This is a genomic window from Streptomyces sp. NPDC047515 (assembly GCF_040643055.1).
Taxonomy (GTDB): Bacteria; Actinomycetota; Actinomycetes; order Streptomycetales; family Streptomycetaceae; genus Streptomyces.
The window spans coordinates 48921-69465 of record NZ_JBEYTM010000007.1; the positions used below are offsets into that span (position 1 = coordinate 48921).

The 20545-nt window shown below is 69.2% G+C and carries 16 protein-coding genes; 4 read left to right on the plus strand and 12 right to left on the minus strand.

Going from position 1 to position 20545, the window contains the following annotated elements:
- Positions 1 to 287: 287 nt before the first annotated feature.
- From ABZ826_RS07990 to ABZ826_RS08015, 6 genes are all read right to left on the minus strand, one after another.
- On the minus strand, positions 288 to 1124 hold the full coding sequence (locus tag ABZ826_RS07990) for a shikimate dehydrogenase (protein ID WP_361443949.1): 837 nt from the start codon (positions 1122 to 1124) through the stop codon (positions 288 to 290).
- On the minus strand, positions 1111 to 2862 hold the full coding sequence (gene mltG, locus ABZ826_RS07995) for an endolytic transglycosylase MltG (protein WP_361443952.1): 1752 nt from the start codon (positions 2860 to 2862) through the stop codon (positions 1111 to 1113). The genes ABZ826_RS07990 and mltG overlap by 14 nt, the downstream gene beginning before the upstream one ends.
- Before the next feature lie 95 nt (positions 2863 to 2957).
- Positions 2958 to 3431: a Holliday junction resolvase RuvX gene (ruvX, locus tag ABZ826_RS08000; RefSeq protein WP_361443955.1), complete on the minus strand. Its 474-nt coding sequence runs from the start codon at positions 3429 to 3431 to the stop codon at positions 2958 to 2960.
- An 8-nt stretch (positions 3432 to 3439) separates the two neighbouring features.
- Complete coding sequence (alaS, locus tag ABZ826_RS08005) at positions 3440 to 6109, minus strand: alanine--tRNA ligase (protein WP_361443958.1); 2670 nt, start codon at positions 6107 to 6109, stop codon at positions 3440 to 3442.
- Complete coding sequence (locus tag ABZ826_RS08010) at positions 6109 to 6471, minus strand: DUF6167 family protein (protein WP_361443961.1); 363 nt, start codon at positions 6469 to 6471, stop codon at positions 6109 to 6111. The genes alaS and ABZ826_RS08010 overlap by 1 nt, the downstream gene beginning before the upstream one ends.
- Before the next feature lie 7 nt (positions 6472 to 6478).
- A complete protein-coding gene (locus tag ABZ826_RS08015; protein ID WP_361444373.1) occupies positions 6479 to 6928 on the minus strand; it encodes a DUF948 domain-containing protein in 450 nt (149 codons plus the stop codon).
- Positions 6929 to 7145: 217 nt separating this feature from the next.
- Between ABZ826_RS08015 and ABZ826_RS08020 the strand changes: the two genes are divergently transcribed.
- Positions 7146 to 8876, plus strand: coding sequence for an AAA family ATPase (locus tag ABZ826_RS08020; RefSeq protein ID WP_361443964.1), 1731 nt, complete (start codon positions 7146 to 7148; stop codon positions 8874 to 8876).
- Positions 8877 to 8893: 17 nt separating this feature from the next.
- Here ABZ826_RS08020 and rpsD read toward each other — a convergent pair whose 3' ends face one another.
- Positions 8894 to 9508 (minus strand): 30S ribosomal protein S4, encoded by a 615-nt coding sequence (gene rpsD, locus ABZ826_RS08025; RefSeq protein ID WP_361443967.1) that lies wholly within the window; start codon positions 9506 to 9508, stop codon positions 8894 to 8896.
- A 188-nt stretch (positions 9509 to 9696) separates the two neighbouring features.
- Here rpsD and ABZ826_RS08030 point away from each other — a divergent pair, with 188 nt between their 5' ends.
- Positions 9697 to 10398 (plus strand): DUF2470 domain-containing protein, encoded by a 702-nt coding sequence (locus ABZ826_RS08030; protein ID WP_361443970.1) that lies wholly within the window; start codon positions 9697 to 9699, stop codon positions 10396 to 10398.
- Positions 10399 to 10468: 70 nt separating this feature from the next.
- Here ABZ826_RS08030 and ABZ826_RS08035 read toward each other — a convergent pair whose 3' ends face one another.
- The 4 genes from ABZ826_RS08035 to ABZ826_RS08050 all read right to left on the minus strand — a co-directional run bounded on the left by ABZ826_RS08035 (position 10469) and on the right by ABZ826_RS08050 (position 15242).
- Entirely contained in the window at positions 10469 to 11851 is a 1383-nt protein-coding gene (locus tag ABZ826_RS08035) for a replication-associated recombination protein A (protein ID WP_361443973.1), read from the minus strand.
- A gap of 78 nt (positions 11852 to 11929) precedes the next feature.
- Positions 11930 to 12565, minus strand: coding sequence for a vitamin K epoxide reductase family protein (locus ABZ826_RS08040; RefSeq protein ID WP_361443976.1), 636 nt, complete (start codon positions 12563 to 12565; stop codon positions 11930 to 11932).
- 713 nt (positions 12566 to 13278) lie between these two features.
- Positions 13279 to 14541, minus strand: coding sequence for a histidine--tRNA ligase (gene hisS / locus ABZ826_RS08045; RefSeq protein WP_361443979.1), 1263 nt, complete (start codon positions 14539 to 14541; stop codon positions 13279 to 13281).
- A gap of 14 nt (positions 14542 to 14555) precedes the next feature.
- Complete coding sequence (locus tag ABZ826_RS08050) at positions 14556 to 15242, minus strand: MBL fold metallo-hydrolase (protein ID WP_361443982.1); 687 nt, start codon at positions 15240 to 15242, stop codon at positions 14556 to 14558.
- A 148-nt stretch (positions 15243 to 15390) separates the two neighbouring features.
- On the opposite strand from ABZ826_RS08050, the gene ABZ826_RS08055 reads away from it, so the two are divergent.
- A complete protein-coding gene (locus ABZ826_RS08055) occupies positions 15391 to 16173 on the plus strand; it encodes a peptidylprolyl isomerase (RefSeq protein WP_361443985.1) in 783 nt (260 codons plus the stop codon).
- A gap of 183 nt (positions 16174 to 16356) precedes the next feature.
- Positions 16357 to 17586 (plus strand): DUF349 domain-containing protein, encoded by a 1230-nt coding sequence (locus tag ABZ826_RS08060; protein WP_361443988.1) that lies wholly within the window; start codon positions 16357 to 16359, stop codon positions 17584 to 17586.
- Positions 17587 to 17973: 387 nt separating this feature from the next.
- Here ABZ826_RS08060 and ABZ826_RS08065 read toward each other — a convergent pair whose 3' ends face one another.
- Complete coding sequence (locus ABZ826_RS08065; RefSeq protein WP_361443991.1) at positions 17974 to 20535, minus strand: bifunctional (p)ppGpp synthetase/guanosine-3',5'-bis(diphosphate) 3'-pyrophosphohydrolase; 2562 nt, start codon at positions 20533 to 20535, stop codon at positions 17974 to 17976.
- Between the last annotated feature and the right edge of the window lie 10 nt (positions 20536 to 20545).

Here is a 20545-nt window from a genome sequence, read left to right on the forward strand (position 1 = left end):
GGCGCCGGAATCCGCGCCGAGGGCGGATCCTGGGTCAAGGACGAAGGCTCATACGCCTATTACGCTGGCCCAGTTTACGTCAACGCCGCCGGGAAGTGTGTACAGTTTTGGGGCAACACATTCCAGAGTGGCGCATCTAGCGGCTGGTACGAAACATACACGAGCCCACTTGGAAACTGCGGCTGAACAGCGCCAGTAAAATTTCAATAAATCATGAATTCGCCCTGGCCGGAGTCGGCCAGGGCGAATTCAGTAGAGGCACAGGCAGAGCACCGCAGACCTCCGATTCATCGGGATGAAAGTGCTGCCTCCCCTGCGGCACGCATAACGGCAAGCGGAAGCAGTGGGAGGTGTGTCATCTGCTCCACTTGAAGGGCAGCCTGGTGCACCAGCAGGTCGAGGCCACCGATCACGGCACCGCCATGTGCCGACCAACCTGCCGCCAGGACAGTCGGCCACGGGTCATAGAGCACGTCGAAGAGGACACCTAGCCGTGCGGGGATCGCAGTCACGAGCGCGTCCGTGGCGCCAGCAGGTGTCGTCGCGATAACCAGCGGTGCCCGGAAAGCCTCAGCCGCATCCGCCCAATCAGCGGTGCGCATTTGGACGCCAATCCGTTCCCCCCAGCCGCGCATCTCGTCGCCGCGTTCCCGGCTGCGTACGTAGGCAGTGACTGGCCCCGTGCAAATCGCCGCGAGGGCGGCAACGGCCGAGGAGGCGGTGGCTCCGGCGCCGAGGACGGCGGCGGACTCCACCTTTTCCACGCCTCGCTCGCGTAGAGCCGCGATCATACCGGGGATGTCGGTGTTATCGCCGACACGACGGCCAGCTTCAGTGAACACGACCGTGTTCACAGCCTCGACCGAGGAGGCCGTCTCGCTGACGGAGTCGAGCAGCGGGATGATCGCCCGCTTGAGCGGCATGGTCAGCGAGAGCCCGGCCCAGGCGGAGTCAAGCCCCTCGATGAAGGCGGGCAGGCCCGCCTCGTCGACCTCGAACCGGTCGTATGTCCAGTGGGTGAGGCCGAGTTCGGCATACGCGGCCCGGTGCAGGACTGGGGAGAGCGAGTGGGCGATGGGCGAGCCGAGAACGGCCGCCCGGTGACGCGGGTCAGCCGAGGTCATGCTGTTCCTTGAACTTCTGGTTGAGCTTCTCGTGCTCGGCGGCCGTCTTGGTGAACTGGGTCTTCTTGCCGTCGAGCGAGATGAAGAACATCCACCCGTCGCCGGTGGGATTGAGCGTCGCACGCAGGGCTTCGTCGCCGGGATTGCTGATGGGACCGGGCGGCAGACCGGCGTGGTAGTAGGTGTTGTACGGGTCCGGATTGGTCCGGATCTCACTCGACCGGATCTTGATCTCGCTCTGATTCTTGAGGTAATTGAATGCGGAGTCGAATTCAAGCTTACGGTTCGTGACCGTGTTGTCCGGCTTCAAGCGGTTGTAGACGACTTCGGCCATCTTGCGGAAGTCGTCGTGCGTGAGGCCCTCCGCCTGGACCAGGCTGGCGACAGTGAGAACCTGCCATGGACCGTCCAGGTTGTACTTCTTGGCCGTTCCCTCGAGGTCGAGCTTGTCGTACTCCTCGTTGGCGCGGGAGACCATCTTCTTGAGGAGAGCCTCCGGCTTGGTTTCCTTGGTGACCGGATATGCGGCCGGGTAAAGGAATCCTTCCAGGGGGTCCTTGATGTCCTTGCCATTGCTCGCCCAATCGGGCAGACCGAGGCCGGACTCCTGGGACGTGGCAATTCCCTTGGTCGTTCCCTTTTTGAGACCCAGCTTCTTGTCGACCAACGCGTAGACGGCGACATTGCGGGAACCCTCGGGAATGATCAGAAGATTCTGGCTCTTCGGGTCGAGCATCATCTTCACGGCCTCGGCCGCGGACATCTTCTCGTGGAGCAGATAGACGCCTGCCTGGATGGACTTGCCCTTGGGGTTGTCGTTCTGCGCGGCGACGAACGCGTCGACGCTCTTGACGACGCCCTTCTGCTTCAGGATGTTGCCGATGTCGTAGCCGAGGGCGCCCTTCGCGATCTCGACCTCGACGTCGCCGGTGCCGGTCCCGGTGTAGTCGGGCGCCGCGCCGAACTTGTCCTGCCAGTACGAGTATCCGAGGTAGCCCACTCCCCCGAGGCCGCCGACCAGGACCAGCGAGACGACCAGGCACGCGCAGCCGCTGCGGCTCTTCTTCTTGCCCTTGCCCCGGCGTTCGTTGCCGCCGCGACCGCCGCGGCGTGACTCACGCGGGTCGTCGTCGTACTCGTCGTCCTTGTCGCCCCCGTCGTCCGCGCCCGTGAAGAAGGGGTGGGTCTCCTCCGGCTGGACCTCCGGGTCCCAGTCGGGACTCTGCGCGGGGGGCTGCTCAGGAACGGCCTGCCGGCGGCCCGGGGGCTGCGGCGGCGGGTAGGCCTCCGGCGTGCCGTAGTGGTCGGGCGTCTCGCCGTAACCGGGCTGCCCGCCGTCGTAGGGGTCGGCCGGCGCCTGGGGGTCGTAGGGCATCCCGGCGGACTGCTGCCCGGTGTCCCAGCCGCCGTTGTCGTACTGAGGCTGCTGGGGTTGCTGCTGCGCATACGGATCCTGCGGGACCCCGTACGCCGGCTGCTGCGGCTGGTTAGGCTGCTGCTGTGCGTACGAGTCCGGGAATTGCTGTTGCTGCTGCGCGTACGGATCCTGCTGCGCGTACGGGTCCTGCTGCTGCGGGTGCGACTGCTGCGCGTACGGGTCCTGAGGGTAGGGCTGCTGCCCGCCGCCGTACTGGTTCTGGCCGTGGGCGGACTGCTGCCCTCCCCACCCCTGGTCCCCGTACAAGGGGTCCTCGGGATGCCACGGTTCGGAGCCGGGGCCCCGGCCATACTCAGTCATCGATCCCCTAGAGCCGCGAGACGACGTTCCGCCTCTTTGCTGTGCGGTATTTGTTCGAACACCGCCACATCGCGCGGAACGTTACCGTATCGCGATCAGCCAACCGTTTCGACGCCTTCGCCCGGGGCTCTGCCTGACGCCCGTTCGGACTCCAGAGCGTTCTGAAGGATCACCACAGCGGCAGCCTGATCGATGACGGAACGGCCTTTCCTGGACTTCACGCCCGAGGCGCGCAGTCCCTGACTCGCCGTTACTGTGGTCATCCTCTCGTCCACCAGTCGCACCGGAATGGGTGCGACCGAGCGGGCGACCTCCTGGGCGAAAACGCGGATCTTGGCGGCGGCGGGTCCTTCACCGCCGCCGAGGGACCGCGGCAGGCCAATGATGATCTCGATCGGCTCGTACTCCTGGACGATCTGTCCGAGCCGCCGGTGGGCCGCCGGGACATCGCGCCCCGGAACGGTCTCCACCGGCGTCGCGAGGATCCCGTCGGGGTCGCACGAGGCGACCCCGATCCGGGCGTCCCCGACATCGATCGCGAGCCGACGACCGCGGCGCATACGCGTCATCCCCGCCGTCACGCCGTCTCGGTGACGAGGCGTTCGACCGCGGCCACGGCCGCGCCGATGGCCTCGGGGTCCTGGCCGCCGCCCTGGGCGACGTCCGGCTTGCCGCCGCCACCGCCGCCGAGGGTCTTGGCGGCCGTACGGACCAGGTCACCGGCCTTGAGCCCGCGTTCCCGGGCGGCCTCGTTGGTGGCGATCACGGTCAGGGGACGGCCGTTGGCGGTGGTGAACAGGGCCACGACGGCCGGTCGGCCGCCCTGGATGCGTCCTCGGACGTCCAGGACGAGCTTTCGCAGGTCATCGGCCGAGGTGCCGTCCGGTACCTGGCCCGTGACCAGGGCGACGCCGCGTACGTCCTTGGCGGAATCGACCAGTCCGGCAGCGGCCTGGAGGACCTTCTCCGCGCGGAACTTCTCGATCTCCTTCTCGGCGTCCTTCAGCTTGCCGAGCATTCCGGCGATCTTCTCCGGAAGCTCCTCGGGACGGCCCTTGACCAGCTCCTGGAGCTGGGCGACGACCGTGTGCTCCCTGGCGAGGAAGTTGTACGCGTCGACGCCGACGAGGGCCTCGATGCGGCGCACGCCGGAACCGATGGACGATTCGCCGAGCAGCTTCACCAGGCCCAGCTGGGCGGTGTTGTGCACGTGCGTGCCGCCGCAGAGCTCCTTGGAGAAGTCGCCGATGGTGACGACCCGGACCTGCTCGCCGTACTTCTCGCCGAACTCGGCGATGGCGCCCTGCTTCTTGGCCTCGTCGATCGGCATGACCTCGGCCTGGACGTCGAGTTCGCGGGCGAGCACCTCGTTGATCTTCTGCTCGACGTCGGTGAGTACCGTGCCGGGTACGGCGGCGGGCGAACCGAAGTCGAAGCGGAAGCGGCCCGGCGAGTTCTCCGAACCGGCCTGGGCGGCCGTCGGTCCCAGCGCGTCACGCAGCGCCTGGTGCGTGAGGTGCGTGGCGCTGTGGGCGCGGGCGATGGCGCGGCGGCGGGTGTTGTCGATGGCGGCGTAGGCACTGGCGCCGACGGTCACCTCGCCGACCTGCACCGAACCCTTGTGGACGGAGACGCCGGGGACGGGCTGCTGGACGTCGCGGACCTGGATGACGGCACCGCTGTCGAGCCGGATCCGACCCTGGTCGGCGAGCTGGCCGCCGCCCTCGGCGTAGAACGGGGTGCGGTCCAGGACGACTTCGACCTCGTCACCCTCGGAGGCGGCGGGCGAGGGCACGCCGTCGACGAGCAGGCCGACGATCGTCGACTCGCCCTCGGTGGCGGTGTAGCCGGTGAACTCGGTGATGCCGGAGTGGTCGGCGACCTCGCGGTAGGCGGAGAGGTCGGCATGGCCGGTCTTCTTCGCCTTGGCGTCGGCCTTGGCCCGCTCCCGCTGCTCCCTCATCAGGCGGCGGAAGCCGTCCTCGTCGACCGAGAGGCCCTGTTCGGCGGCCATCTCCAGGGTGAGGTCGATCGGGAAACCCCAGGTGTCGTGGAGCAGGAACGCCTTGTCGCCGGCGAGGACCTTGCCACCGCCGGCCTTGGTCTCCGTGACGGCGGTGTCGAGGATGTTGGTGCCGCCCTTGAGGGCCTTGAGGAACGCGGCCTCCTCGGCGAGGGCGACGGTCTCGATACGCTTGCGGTCGGTAAGCAGCTCCGGGTACTGCTGCCCCATCGTGTCGATCACGACATCGACCAGGTCCTGGACGACCGGTCCGGTGGCACCCATCAGCCGCATGTTGCGGATGGCTCGGCGCATGATGCGGCGCAGCACGTAGCCGCGGCCCTCGTTGCCGGGGGTGACGCCGTCACCGATGAGCATCACGGAGGTGCGGATGTGGTCGGCGACCACGCGCAGCGAGACGTCCGAGCCGTGGTCGGCGCCGTACCGCACACCAGTCAGCTCGGTGGCCTTGTCCATGACGACGCGCAGGGTGTCGGTCTCGTACATGTTCTGTACGCCCTGCAGGATCATGGCGAGGCGTTCCAGGCCCAGACCCGTGTCGATGTTCTTCGACGGCAGGTCGCCGAGGATCGGGAAGTCCTCCTTGCCGTCACCGGCGCCCCGCTCGTACTGCATGAAGACCAGGTTCCAGATCTCCACGTACCGCTCGTCGTTGACGGCCGGGCCGCCCTCGACCCCGAACTCGGGGCCGCGGTCGTAGTTGATCTCGGAGCACGGGCCGCACGGACCCGGGACACCCATGGACCAGAAGTTGTCCTTCTTGCCCAGGCGCTGGATGCGCTCAGCCGGTACGCCGATCTTGTCGCGCCAGATCTGCTCGGCCTCGTCGTCGTCCAGATAGACCGTGATCCACAGCCGCTCGGGGTCGAGACCGAAGCCGCCGTCCGCCACGGAGCTCGTCAGAGCCTCCCAGGCGTAGCTGATGGCGCCTTCCTTGAAGTAGTCCCCGAAGGAGAAGTTGCCGCACATCTGGAAGAACGTGCCGTGCCGGGTGGTCTTGCCGACCTCCTCGATGTCCGGCGTACGGACACACTTCTGCACGCTGGTGACCCGCGGCGCGGGCGGCTTGACCTCGCCCAGGAAGTACGGCTTGAAGGGGACCATGCCCGCGGGGACCAGCAGCAGAGTCGGGTCGTCCGCGATGAGCGACGCCGAAGGGACGACGGTGTGGCCGCGCTCCTCGAAGAAGCTCAGCCAGCGGCGACGAATTTCAGCCGACTCCATCAGTGGTCCTCATTCCGGTTGTACGAGTTGTAGGGGAGCTTGCGGTGGTTGCCGACGTCGAGGGGCCTGTCCGGTCCGACGGGTTCGGCCGCCTCGACGGCGAAATGACGTCGTACGGGGAGGTCGGGGTCGACCGGCGCCTCCAGGCCCAGCGCCTCGCCCAGTTCGGCCTCTCGCCGGGCCATCGACTCACGGACGTCCAGAGCGAAGTCCTTGAGCTTGTGGCCGGTCTCGATCGCCTTGTCCGCGGCCTGCGCCGCGAGACTCTCCGGGGTCAGCTGCCTGAGTTTCCGGTTGACCTTGGTGGTGGCCCAGACACCGGCGGCTGCGCCGGCGGTGAACCAGAACGTACGGCGGAACATCGCTGCGTCAGTCCTTAGATCCGCGGGAGTTTCTGCCGTTGCGCTTCCTGCCGCGCGCGGACGGCACGGTGCGGCCGACGATCACCGTGTGACGGGCCGGCCGACGGGCAGATTCGGATTCCGGATCGGCCTTGCGGCCGATGGCCTGCCGTACCCCGTAACCGAACGCGGCGACCTTGACGAGCGGGCCGCCGAAGGCCGAGGCGACGGTGGTGGAGAGCGCCGAGGCGTTCGAGGTGACTTCCTGGACGTCCGTCGCGATCGCGTCGACCTTGTCGAGCTGGGTCTGCGCGGAACGCACGGTGGCGGAGGCGTCGGCAAGCAGCGGGACCGCCTGCTCGGTCACGTCCGCCACGAGCTTGGTGGTCGCCCTGAGCGTCTGGGCCAGCCTCACCAGTACGACGGCGAGGAACGAAACCAGGATCGCCCAGAAGACGGCCACCAGGATCCCGGCCACCTCTCCACCGGACACAGTGCACCGCTCTCTAGCTTGTCGCTGTCTCTGTACTGTCTGTCTCTGCTCGGTCCGGCGACCGCTGTCACCACAGCCAGCCGTCGCCTCCCGAGCCTATCGCGCCGGTGGTCGCGCCCCGTACCGCATTACCGGCGGGAAGGCCCGAGTTGCCATAAGGAGATTGTACGGAGAGCTTCCGAACCAATACTCTGCGTGTTTCATGCGACGCCCCCAGCGCTCCCGCCCGACCCCCCACGATCCGAGCGGCCCTGCCGGCGCCCTCGGCAATCTCCCGGCGGAACTGAACAGATTCGTGGGGCGGAAGGACGAACTGGCCGACCTCGGTCGGCTGCTGAACGAGTCGAGGCTCGTCACCGTGGTCGGGGTCGGCGGAGTGGGCAAGACCCGCTGCGCAGCCAAGATCGCGACACTTCTGGAGAAACGGTACTGCGACGGCGTCTGGATGGTGGAGCTGTCCGCCCTCCACGATCCGGAGCTGCTGGACCACGCACTGGTCGACGCCCTCGGACTCACCGATCACACCGGCAGACCACCGCGCACGACACTCCTCGAACATCTCGCCGGGCGCCAACTGCTCCTGGTGATCGATGGGTTCGAGCACTTCGTGGACGCCTGCGCCGAGCTGGTACGTGAACTGCTGCGCCGGGCCCCCCGACTGCGGGTGCTGGCCGCCGGGCGGCTGCCCCTGGAACTGGACGGCGAGGTCACCTTCCCGCTCGCGCCGATGACCGACGAGGACGCGATGCTCCTCTTCGAGGAGCGGGCCGCCGCGGTACGGCCGGAGTTCCGGCTGACCGACCACAACCGCACGACCGCGCGCGAGCTGTGCCACCGGCTGGACGGAATCCCGCTCGCGCTCGAACTGGCCGCCGGACGGCTGCGCGCCCTGTCCACCGAGCAGGTGCTGCAGCGCCTGGACGACCGCCTCCAGCTGCTGACCGGCTCCAGCCGCAGCGCGCTGGCGCGCCACCAGACACTCCGTACGGCCATCGGCTGGAGTCATGAGCTCTGCGCGCCGGAGCAGCGGCTGCTGTGGGCGCGGCTCTCGGTGTTCGCCGGGCAGTTCGATCTGGAGGCTGTCGAATACATCTGCAGCGGCGCCGATCTGCCGGCCGAATCGGTGCTCGACGTGCTGTCCGGGCTGCTGACGCAGTCCGTCGTCCTGCGTGAGGACTCGGTGGCCGGCACCCGCTACCGGATGCTGGACACGGTGCGCGAGTACGGCGCCGAGTGGCTGGCGGCCACGGGTGGGACGGACCGGTTGAGACGCCGCCACCGGGACTGGTTCCTGGGGCTTGCGACGATGTGCGAGCTCGACTGGTTCAGCCCGCGGCAGGACGAGGCGGCCGCCCGGGTGGAGAGCGAACTGCCGAATCTGCGGCGGGCGATGGAGTGTTCGCTGGACAGCGCGGGCGAGGCGCATCTCGCGCAGTATCTGGCGGGCACCCTCTGGTTCCTCTGGGTGGGATGCGGACGCCTCTCGGAGGGCAGGCACTGGCTGAACCATGTGCTGGAGGAGGAGTCATCGTACGACTCCTCGCGGCTGAAGGCGTTGTGGGTGCTCGGACATGTGGCCGTGCTGCAGGGCGACCCGGTCGGTGCGGTCTGCGCGCTGCAGGAGTGCCGGGACGAGGCGGACCGGGCGGGCGACTCCACGGCGCTCGCGTACGCGGTGCACCGGATGGGGTGTTTGGCGCTCCTCACGGACGACATGTGCGAGGAGCTGGCCCGCCGGGAGCTGGGCGACGGTCCCTACGAGTCGGGGCTGCGGGCGGGTGGGCAGCTCGATCTGGACGCGGCGGTGGCCAGGGCGCTCAGGAGCGGGCCCGCGCAACCGGCGCAGCCGCTGGTCCGGCTGCCCGGCCCCGGGAAAACGCGGAGGCCCGCCGCCTCCCGTACATCGGGGAGGGGCGGGCCGGAGCGCTGCTGAGGGCGGCTATGCCTGGATCAGCGGGCGTAGTACTCGACGACGAGCTGCTCGTCGCAGATCACGGGGATTTCCTTGCGGTTCGGGTCCCGGTCAAGACGGAAGGCCAGGGCCTGCAGGTTCACCTGCAGGTAGCGCGGGGTCTCACCGTCGGGGGCGTAGCCACCGGCGCGGGCAACCTGGAAGGGGTGCTTGTCGCGGCTGCGCTCGCGGACCATCACGATGTTGTCGGGACGGACACGGAAGGACGGCTTGTCGACCTTGTGGCCGTCGACCTCGATGTGACCGTGGACGACCATCTGGCGGGCCTGGTAGATGGTCCTGGCAATGCCCGAACGCAGCACCAGGGCGTCGAGGCGACGCTCCAGCTCGACGACGAGCGCCTCGCCCGTCTTGCCTTCGGCCTTCTTGGCGCGGTCGTAGGCACGCGCCATCTGGCGCTCGCTGATGTCGTACTGGGCACGCAGGCGCTGCTTCTCCAGCAGACGGACCTTGTAGTCCGAGTTCTGCTTGCGGCCACGGCCGTGCTCGCCCGGCGGGTAGGGGCGGGCCTCGAAGTACTTGACGGCCTTCGGCGTCAGCGCGATGCCGAGCGCGCGGCTCTTCTTGACCTTGGGACGCGACTGGTTAGGCACGTTCTCCAGACCTCCGTTGTAGGTTAGGTTAGGCTCACCTTACTTGAGGAGATCGCATGTCTCGCCCGGGGAACACCACACACATCACGGACAGCACTGACAGCGTCGACACCTCTCAGGGTGCCGATACGACGGAGGACCGATCAGATCGTGGTCAGCCGCGTCCCGGCGGGCTTGAAAACACTCGGATGCCGTCAGCAGCCGAGCGCACACGAACTCTCGTACAGAGTACCTGTTCGGCGGTACTGCTCGTCCCCGGGCTGAACACCGCAGGTCCGCATCAGCTGATGCCGCTGACCAGGCACGTGGGCCCCGACGGGGATCTGTTCCTCGAACTCCCCGCGGATTCCCCGGCCGTACGGGCGGCGCCGCACGCCGAGGACGACGAGCTGACCGCTGTGCTGGAGCTCACGGACGTCGCCCCGGTCTCCGTGCCCCACCGCATCCGCGCTCGCGCGTGGGTCTCCGGCCGGCTCACCACCGTACCGGGCCTGTCCGGGCCCGGCCGGACGACGCTGCGGCTGGAGACGGGCAAGGCGTACATCGACGATCTGTGGGGCGCCGAGGAGGTCGAACCCGACGCGTTCCGGGACGCGGCCCCCGACCCGCTCGTCGGACACGAGGCGGAGCTGCTCCAGCATCTGCACGCGGCGCACGGCGAACAGTTGGACGCGCTGTACGGGCTGCTCGGCGAGCGTCCGGCTCATTCCCGCGCGGCCCGCCGGTCCTCCGTGGTGCCGCTCGCGCTGGACCGGTACGGACTGCGGGTGCGTCTGTGCGAGGACCGCGACCGCTGCTTCGATGCACGCTTCGAGTTCCCCGGGCCGGTGCACGACATCGGCGAGCTGCGCCACGCCATGCACACGCTCTTCGAGGCCTCGGCGAGCTGAGCCGAAAGACCCCCGCGCTTCAAGGCCCTGCACGTCTTCAGCGGCCCCCGAGCTCCCTTCTCCGTCGTGCTCAGCCGGCGGACGGGCTCGCGCCGCCGTCGGGGCCCGTGCGGCCGAGCCGCCCACGGACCCGCTCCACCACATCCGCGTAGCGCGCCTCCGCGCCGTAGCGCGTGGGCTGGTAGTACCGCTGGTCACGGACTGCGTCCGGGGCGTACTGCTGGGCGGCGATACCTCCGGGGACATCGTGCGGATACACATAGCCCACGGCATGGCCCAGTTTGGCAGCGCCCTTGTAGTGGCCGTCACGCAGATGCGCCGGGACGGGGCCCGCGAGTCCCTTCCGTACATCCTCCTGGGCGGCGAAGATCGCCAGTGTCGCCGCATTGGACTTGGGGGCGAGCGCCAGGGCGATCGTGGCCTGGCTCAGGATGAGCGCCGCCTCCGGGAATCCGATCATGGCAACCGCCTGGGCTGCCGCGACGGCGGTGGGCAGCGCCGTGGGGTCGGCGAGTCCGATGTCCTCGCTCGCCGAGATCATCAGCCGCCGGGCGATGAACCTGGGGTCCTCCCCCGCCTCGATCATCCGGGCCAGGTAATGGAGCGCGGCATCCACGTCGGAGCCGCGGATCGATTTGATGAGCGCACTCGTCACGTCGTAGTGCTGGTCGCCGTCCCGGTCGTACGTGACGGCGGCGCGGTCGACGGTCTCCTCCAGGGTCAGGAGGCTGATCTCCTTCTCCTGCTTGGACAGCGCCGCACCGGCCGCGGCCTCCAGCGCCGTGAGCGCCCGGCGGGCGTCGCCGCCCGCGATGCGCAGCAGATGCGACTCGGCGTCCTTCGGCAGGGCCACCGCGCCGCCGAGTCCGCGTTCGTCGCCCAGGGCACGCCGCAGCAGGCCGCGCAGATCGTCGTCGGTGAGGGATTCCAGGGTGAGCAGCAGCGAGCGCGACAGCAGCGGCGAGATGATCGAGAAGTACGGATTCTCGGTGGTCGCGGCGATCAGGGTCACCCAGCGGTTCTCCACGGCCGGGAGCAGGGAGTCCTGCTGCGCCTTGGAGAAGCGGTGGATCTCGTCGAGAAAGAGGACCGTCTCCTTGCCGTAGCCCCCGGTCGCACGACGGGCGCCCTCGATGACGGCCCGCACCTCCTTGACGCCGGCGGTGATCGCGGAGAGCTCGACGAAGCGTTTGTTGGTGGCCTTGCTGACCACATACGCGAGAGTCGTCTTCCCGATGCCGGGCGGGCCCCAGAGGATCACGGACGACGGGCCCGCCGGCCCGCCGTTCCCCTCGCCGACGAGACGGCGCAGCGGCGAGCCCGGCTTGAGCAGATGCTGCTGGCCGACGACCTCGTCGAGGGTGCGCGGGCGCATCCGGACAGCCAGGGGGCTGCTGGACGGGTCCTTGTCCTGGCGGTCTTCGGCGGCTGCGGTAAAGAGGTCGGGCTCCACGTTTTGAACCCTATGTCACGGCACTGACATCCCCTGCCGGGCCGGTCGCCCGGCGGGGGGCCGGGCGGCGGGCGCCGGTCAGCTGGTCCAGAAGTCCCACCAGCGGGTCAGGATCAGCATGCCGATGATGCCGATCCACAGGACCGGCGGCACCCAGTGGAACTCCGTCAGGCCGCTGCGCAGCCAGTTCGGCGCCGGAATGATCCGGTGCTTGATGTTGTGCGTGGTGACGTAGCAGAACATGAAGATCGTGGCGACCCAGGCGAGGCAGCACCACAGGCAGAGCGAGTTGATGTTGTAGAGCGACTGGTACTGGAGCCAGGTACAGAAGCCGACGCCGAACAGCGTGCCGGCGTTCATTCCGAGCCAGTACCAGCTGCGGAAGCGGGCGCCCGCAAGCAGCGCCAGACCGATGCCGATGATCACTGAGTAGGTGACCAGACCGAGCATCGGGTTCGGGAAGCCGAAGGCGGCGGCCTGCTCGCTCTTCATGATGTTGCCGCAGGCGACGACCGGGTTGAGACTGCAGCCCGGGGTGAAGTTGGGGTCCTCCAGCAACTTGAACTTGTCGATCGTGATGGCCCAGGCGGCGAGGAGTCCGGCGGCGCCCGTGATCACCAGCAGCAGTGCGAACGCCCGACTGCCGCCGATGGTCCTCGTCACGCCGTCCTCGTCCTGGTCGGAGGAGGGATGGTCAACCGCTGCAGTCGTCATATCGCCGTTCCATCAGTGAGTGGCCTGCTGGGCACGGTCATTGTGCCGCACCACACCACTGGGCTTCTGTTCGATGGACATAAAGGTGTACGTGAAGCTCCGTGCACGACCGGATCGGAACACTCGGGTCCGGGTACGGCCCCGGGCCGCACCGGGGCCGGGGTGGCGGTGGGCGTCCCGCGCGGGCGCTGCGGCGGACCGGCCGTGGTCGACGTCTCGGACCTGGGGATCCGTCGAGGCGGGGAGCGCTCGGGCCGGGCACGGGCGCAAGGAGCGCCGCCTGGCAGTCCCCGGGGGCCGTCGTGGCTCGGCGCGGAGAGGGCCCCGGTGCTCGGCGTGGACCCGGTATCCGCCAACCGCCGTCGGGACAGCGGGCGGGAACCGTCCGGCAGGGTGAATCCACGGCCGCCGAGTTGACGCATGCGAGGCGATGACGCGCTTCGCCCACCGTCTCCCCGGGCCGCGCGGCTACGGGGACGTCATCACATCGGCACCGGGTGTCCCGTACTCGGGCCGGCTGTCCTGTGCCATGCCCGACGCCGGTCCGCTGGACGGACCGTCCGCCACTGAACGGCTCCACTGAGCGGGGTGACGCCGATGAACGGGGTGACGCCGGTCGGCCCCGCGCGTGACCGCCGGACGAGCCGGTGTTCCGGCCCGTCCGGCGAGCCCCGCGCCACTCGGGTCCGTCCGGCGGGATCCGAGCGGAAAACCTAGGCCAGTCGCTCCCGGATCGCCTCGGTCACGACCGTCAGGGGCACCGCCGTCTGCTCGCCGGACTCCATGTCCTTGAGCTGGACGAGTCCCTCGGCCAGATCCCGCTCGCCCGCCACGATCGTCAGCCGCGCTCCCGACCGGTTCGCGCTCTTCATCGCACCCTTGAGGCCGCGGTTTCCGTACGCGAAGTCCGCCGCCACGCCCTCACGGCGCAGTTGTGTGACGATCCCGAAGAGCACCCGCCGGGCCTCCTCGCCCAGCGGTACGGCGAAGACGCTGGTGGTCGCGGGCAGTTCGAGCTCGATGCCCTCCGCCTCCAGCGCGAGCACGGTACGGTCCACGCCGAGCGCCCAGCCGACCGACGGGAGCGCCGGGCCGCCGATCATCTCGGACAGGCCGTCGTAGCGTCCACCGCCGCCCACCGCGGACTGCGAGCCGAGCCCGTCGTGGACGAACTCGAAGGTGGTGCGGGTGTAGTAGTCGAGGCCGCGGACGAGCTTCTCGTCGTCCTCGTACACCACACCGGCCGCGGAGAGCAGGTCGCGCACCTCCTCGTGGTACGCCTTGCAGGCGTCGCACAGGTAGTCGCGCAGCACGGGGGCGCCGACCAGCTGCTGCTGCACCTCGGGCCGCTTGTCGTCGAGGACCCGGAGCGGGTTGATCTCGATGCGGCGACGCGTCTCCTCGTCCAGGTCGAGCTCGCGCAGGAAGCCCTGGAGCGCGTCCCGGTAAACCGGGCGGCACTCCTTGTCGCCCAGCGAGTTGAGCAGGATGCGGAAGTTCCGCAGGCCCAGCGTGCGGTACGCCTGGTCGGCCAGGATGATCAGCTCGGCGTCCAGCACCGGGTCCTCGGCGCCGATGGCCTCGGCACCGACCTGCGAGAAGTGCCGGTAGCGGCCCTTCTGCGGGCGCTCGTAGCGGTAGTACGAGCCGGAGTACCAGAGCTTCACGGGCAGGTTGCCGAGCTTGTGGAGGTTGGCCTCCAGAGCGGCGCGCAGCACGGACGCGGTGCCCTCGGGGCGCAGCGCCAGCTCGGAGCCGCCCTTGGTGGTGAGGGTGTACATCTCCTTGGTCACGATGTCGGTGGACTCACCGACACCGCGCGAGAAGAGGGCGACGTCCTCGAAGCCGGGCGTCTCGATGTAGCCGTAGCCGGAGTTCTTCAGGGGTGCGGCGATCGCCTCGCGCACCGCGAGGTACTTCGCGGAATCGGGCGGGGTCAGGTCGTACGTGCCCTTGGGGGCCTTGAAGGTGCTCACGGGTTTTTCTCTCGTCACATTCCTCGTCGGGGCGCGTCCATACCGTGCAGATACGGATTCGAGGCGCGCTCGCGGCCGATGGTCGTCTGGGGGCCGTGGCCGGACAGCACCACGGTCGAGTCGTCGAGCGGCAGGCACACACGGGCCAGCGACTCAAGCAGCTCGGCGTGGTCGCCGCCGGGCAGGTCGGTACGTCCGACGGAGCCGGCGAAGAGCAGGTCGCCCGAGAAGAGGATCTGCGGAACATCCGCGGCCTCGGGCATCCTGAACGTCACCGACCCCTTGGTATGGCCCGGCGCGTGCGCGACACCGAACTCCAGACCGGCCAGCTTCAGCAGGGCGCCGTCGCTCAGTTCCTTGACGTCGTCCGGCTCCCCCACCGTCAGCTCACCCATGAGCGGCCTCCCGATGGAGCGGCCCAGGGCCTTCTCCGGGTCGCTCATCATGTACCGGTCCTCCGGATGGATCCAGGCGGGGACGTCGTGCGCGCCGCACACCGGGACGACCGAGGCGACATGGTCGATGTGGCCGTGGGTCAGTACGACGGCGACGGGCTTCAGCCGATGCTTCTTCAGTGCTTCCTCGACTCCTGACGCGGCCTGATGGCCGGGGTCGATGATCACGCACTCCTCGCCTGCGGCCGGGGCGACCAGGTAACAGTTGGTCCCCCAGGCCCCGGCGGGGAACCCGGCAATGAGCACGATCGTCCTTAATGGTCGTCCGACGGCGAATCGCGACTGAGGAGGTCGCAGCACTCCAGAGCCTACCGGCGCTCCTCATTCCACAGCTAACCCATATACGGTACGGGCAGCCCAGGCCCCATCACACGACCCACAAGGAGATCACCCGGTGGTCAGCAGCGATCAGCGGCGGCGGCAGCTCGCCAGGGAGAAGTTCGAGCGGCAGCAGCAGCGCCGGGAGGAGGCTCGCCGCAGGACGCGGCGGCTGACCGTCGTCATCGCTTCCGCGGTGGCCGTGGTGGCGGTCGTCGGGGTCGGTTCGTATCTCGCCCTGGACGGTGACGGCAAGAAGGACAAGAGCGACGCGGCCGCGAGCCCGTCGGACTCCCCGTCGCCGAGCAAGAGCAGCACGCCCGAGCCCGCGATGGAGATCGACAAAACGGCGAAGTACACGATGTCGCTCAAGACGAGCCAGGGCGACATCGCGTTCACGATGGACGCGGCGAAGACCCCGCACACCACGAACTCCTTCAAGTCGCTCGCCGACAAGGGCTTCTTCGACGGTACGAAGTGCCACCGGCTGACCACGCAGGGCATTTTCGTCCTGCAGTGCGGTGACCCCAAGGGAGACGGCACGGGCGGCCCCGGCTACACGATTCCCGACGAGAATCTGACGGCGCTGGGCAAGGCGGGCAAGGACGGCACGGTCACCTATCCGGCGGGCACGGTGGCGATGGCGAACACCGGCCAGGCGCACTCCGGTGGCAGCCAGTTCTTCCTCGTGTACAAGGACAGCAAACTGCCGCCCACCTACACGCCGTTCGGCACGATGAACGACGCCTCGCTGAAGGCCGTCAAGGGCATCGGTGCGGCGGGGGTGGCCGGCGGAGCCGCCGATGGTGCGCCGAAGAAGGCCGTGGACATCTCGAAGGCCGCTGTCGACAAGTCGTGACGGGACCGGGCCGGCCGGTACGACGAGGTGGGCCGGATTATTTTCGGCCGCGCTGAGTGCGGACAGCCGGGCGGCCGGTCGCCTAGATTGGCGTTGTGCAGGGCGGGCGCTGCCCGCCCCAGGAAACTGTGGACGATGCCAGGGGGGCGAACCCTCTCGCGGGCATCAGGTGGAGGAGGCGCTGTGAGCAGCGACCCGTGGGGCCGCGTCGATGAGACGGGCACCGTGTACGTGCGTACAGCCGATGGCGAACAGGTCGTCGGATCGTGGCAGGCGGGTTCCCCCGAGGAGGCTCTGGCCTACTTCGAGCGCAAGTACGAGGGCATTGTGGTCGAGATCGGCCTCCTCGAACGGCGGGTGAAGACCACCGATCTGTCGGCGAAGGACGCCACGACCGCCATCGAGCATCTGCGGCTCCAGGTGGACGAGCATCACGCCGTCGGAGACCTCGACGCGCTGCGCAAGCGACTCGACGCGCTGGTCGCGACGGTCGACTCGCGGCGCGAGGAGCGCAAGGCCCAGAAGGCGAAGCAGACCGACGAGGCGAAGCACGCCAAGGAGGCACTGGTCGCCGAGGCCGAGGAGCTGGCACAGAGCGAGCAGTGGCGCTCCGCGGGCGAGCGGCTCCGTGCGCTCGTCGACACGTGGAAGGGCCTGCCGCGGCTCGACCGCAAGTCCGATGACGAGCTGTGGCACCGCTTCTCGCACGCCCGCTCGGCGTTCTCCAAGCGCCGCAAGGCCCACTTCGCCTCGCTGGACGCCCAGCGCGAGGAGGCCCGTAAGGCCAAGGAGAAGCTGGTCACCGAGGCCGAGTCGCTCTCCGGCTCCACGGACTGGGGAGCGACGGCCGCCCGCTATCGCGACCTGATGACGGAGTGGAAGGCGGCGGGCCGCGCCCAGCGCGAGGCCGAGGACGATCTGTGGAACCGCTTCCGCGGTGCCCAGGACGTCTTCTTCGCCGCCCGCGGCGAGGTCTTCGCCGAGCGGGACGCGGAGCAGGGCGAGAACCTCAAGCTCAAGGAGGAGCTCGCGGTCGAGGCCGAGAAGCTGGTGCCCGTGAAGGACCTGAAGGCGGCCAGGGCCGCGTTCCGGGCCATCAACGAGCGCTGGGAGGCCATCGGCCATGTGCCGCGTGACGCCCGTCCGAAGGTCGAGGGGCGGATGCACGCGGTGGAGCGGGCGCTCCAGGAGGCCGAGGAGTCGGAGTGGCGCCGGACGAACCCGGAGGCGCGTGCGCGTGCCGCCGGTCTGACCGGTCAGCTGCAGGCGGCCGTGGACAAGCTGCGTACGCAGATCGACACGGCCCGCGCCTCCGGCAACAACGCCCGCGCCGACAAGCTGGCCAAGGAGCTCGAAGGCCGGCAGGCACTGCTGGATCAGGCGCTCAAGGGCCTGGAGGAGTTCGGCGGCTGAGCAGGCAGCACCCGCCGCCGACCGGCCTCATCCGCTGATCGGCATGCGGCAGGGCCCCTCGCACACGTCTCCCGGGACGTGTGCGAGGGGCCCCTTCTTCTTCGTGTACGAGGGGGCCCGCCGGCCCTCTTCGTGTACGAGGGGGCCCGCCCGGTCCCCGGTCGCAGGGCGGCAGCAGCCGGGCCGCTGCTCTTCTCCGCGCGGTCGAGGGGCATGGCGGAATGCCTCGCGCACCTTGACCACGGGGTCCGCGGGGAACCGGCTCCACACGTCGGCCCGACAGCGTGTCCGGCTCTCCCCCCGGCGGCTCCGCCCGGCGGGGTCGTCCCGCGCGAGCCGCTGTCCGGGAGGAACCCGAGGGAGCCGGGCTGAGCGGCAAAGCGCCTGCTACGGCCTGCGCGCCGAGGTCACCCGGTAGACGTCGTAGACACCCTCCACACCCCGTACCGCCTTCAGTACGTGCCCGAGGTGTTTCGGGTCTCCCATCTCGAAGGTGAAGCGCGAGGTGGCGACCCGGTCCCGGGAGGTCTGCACGGCCGCCGACAGGATGTTGACGTGCTGGTCGGACAGGACGCGGGTGACGTCGGAGAGCAACCGCGACCGGTCCAGGGCCTCGACCTGGATGGCGACCAGGAAGACCGAGGACTGGGTCGGCGCCCACTCGACGTCCAGGATCCGCTCCGGCTGCTGCGACAGGGAGTCGACGTTGACGCAGTCGGCGCGATGCACGGAGACGCCGCTGCCGCGGGTGACGAAGCCGATGATCGGGTCGCCGGGCACGGGCGTGCAGCAGCGCGCGAGCTTGACCCAGACGTCCTCGACGCCCTTGACGACGACCCCCGGATCGGCGTTGGAGCGGCGCTTGTTGCGACTGCGCGAGGGCGGCGAACTCTCGGCGATGTCCTCGTTGGCGGCGTCCTCTCCGCCGAGCGCCTGCACCAGCTTCTGCACGACACCGGCGGCGGCCACGTGGCCCTCGCCGATCGCCGCGTACAGGGAGGAGATGTCGGGATAGCGCATCTCGTGGGCGAGGGTGACCAGGGAGTCACCGGTCAGGATGCGCTGGATCGGCAGGTTCTGCTTGCGCATGGCACGCGCGATGGCGTCCTTGCCCTGCTCGATCGCCTCGTCGCGGCGCTCCTTGGAGAACCAGGCGCGGATCTTGTTGCGGGCGCGTGGGGACTTGACGAAGCCCAGCCAGTCACGGGAGGGCCCGGCGCCGGCCGCCTTGGAGGTGAAGACCTCCACCAGGTCGCCGTTGTCGAGGGTCGATTCGAGCGGTACGAGCCGCCCGTTGACCCGCGCTCCTATGGTCCGGTGGCCGACCTCCGTGTGCACGGCGTACGCGAAGTCGACCGGCGTCGCACCCGCCGGGAGCGCTATGACGTCGCCCTTGGGCGTGAAGACGAAGACCTCGTTGCGGGAGAGGTCGAAGCGCAGGGACTCCAGGAACTCGCTGGGGTCCTCGGTCTCCTTCTGCCAGTCCAGGAGCTGGCGCAGCCACGCCATGTCGTTGACGGTGTCCTGGCCCCGCCCGGTGTTCTTGGGGACGTCGGTGCGCACCTTGGAGGCGCCCGCGACGGCCTCCTGCTTGTACTTCCAGTGCGCGGCGATGCCGTACTCGGCGCGACGGTGCATGTCGAAGGTGCGGATCTGCAGCTCGACGGGTTTGCCGCTGGGACCGATCACCGTGGTGTGCAGCGACTGGTACATGTTGAACTTGGGCATCGCGATGTAGTCCTTGAACCGGCCGGGGACCGGATTCCATCGCGCGTGGACGGTGCCGAGCGCCGCGTAGCAGTCGCGGACGGTGTCGACGAGGACCCGGATGCCCACCAGGTCGTAGATCTCCGCGAAGTCCCGGCCCCGCACGATCATCTTCTGATAGACGCTGTAGTAGTGCTTCGGCCGGCCGGTGACGGTGGCCTTGATCCGGGCGGCGCGCAGATCGGCCTGGACCTCGTCGGTCACTATGGCGAGGTACTCGTCGCGCTTGGGGGCCCGCTCGGCGACCAGGCGGACGATCTCGTCGTACATCTTGGGGTAGAGGATCGCGAAGGCGAGGTCCTCCAGCTCCCACTTGATGGTGTTCATGCCCAGGCGGTGTGCCAGCGGGGCATAGATCTCAAGCGTCTCGCGGGCCTTCTTCTCCTGCTTCTCCCGCTTGAGGTAGCGCATGGTGCGCATGTTGTGCAGCCGGTCGGCGAGCTTGATGACGAGGACCCTGGGGTCCTTGGCCATGGCGACGACCATCTTGCGTACGGTCTCGGCCTGTGCGGCCTCGCCGAACTTGACCTTGTCCAGCTTGGTCACGCCGTCGACAAGCAGCGCGACCTGGTCGCCGAAGTCGCGGCGCAGGGTGTCCAGGCCGTACTCGGTGTCCTCGACGGTGTCGTGCAGCAGTCCCGCCATCAGCGTCGCCGGGTCCATGCCGAGCTCGGCGAGGATCGTGGTGACGGCGAGCGGGTGCGTGATGTACGGGTCGCCGCTCTTGCGCTTCTGCCCGCGGTGCCAGCGCTCGGCGACCTGGTAGGCGCGCTCGATCTGGCGCAGCGTGGCGGTCTCGATCTTGGCGTCGTTGCTGCGGACGATGCGCAGCAACGGTTCGAGGACCGGGTTGTACGGGCTGGAGCGCTGCACGCCCAGGCGGGCGAGCCTGGCCCTGACCCGGTTGGAGGAGCCGCCCGAGCGGGTCGCTGGAGCAGCCGGGGTCACCGGCTTCGCCGGGGGCTTCGGGGCGGACGCGGCCGGGGAGGCGGGGGCGACCGGCTGAGCGGGGGAAGCGGGCGCCGGGCGCAGCGTCGCGGCACCGGCCCGCTCCGGGCCCGTGCCGGGCTCGGGGGCCGGGGGCTTCGGCTTCTGTGCGGGCTGCTTCTTCCCAGGCGCGGCTGGGGCCGCCGCGTGCTTGTCGGGCTGCGGGGCGGCGACTGGCTGGGCCTCGTCTGGCAAGAGCGCTCCT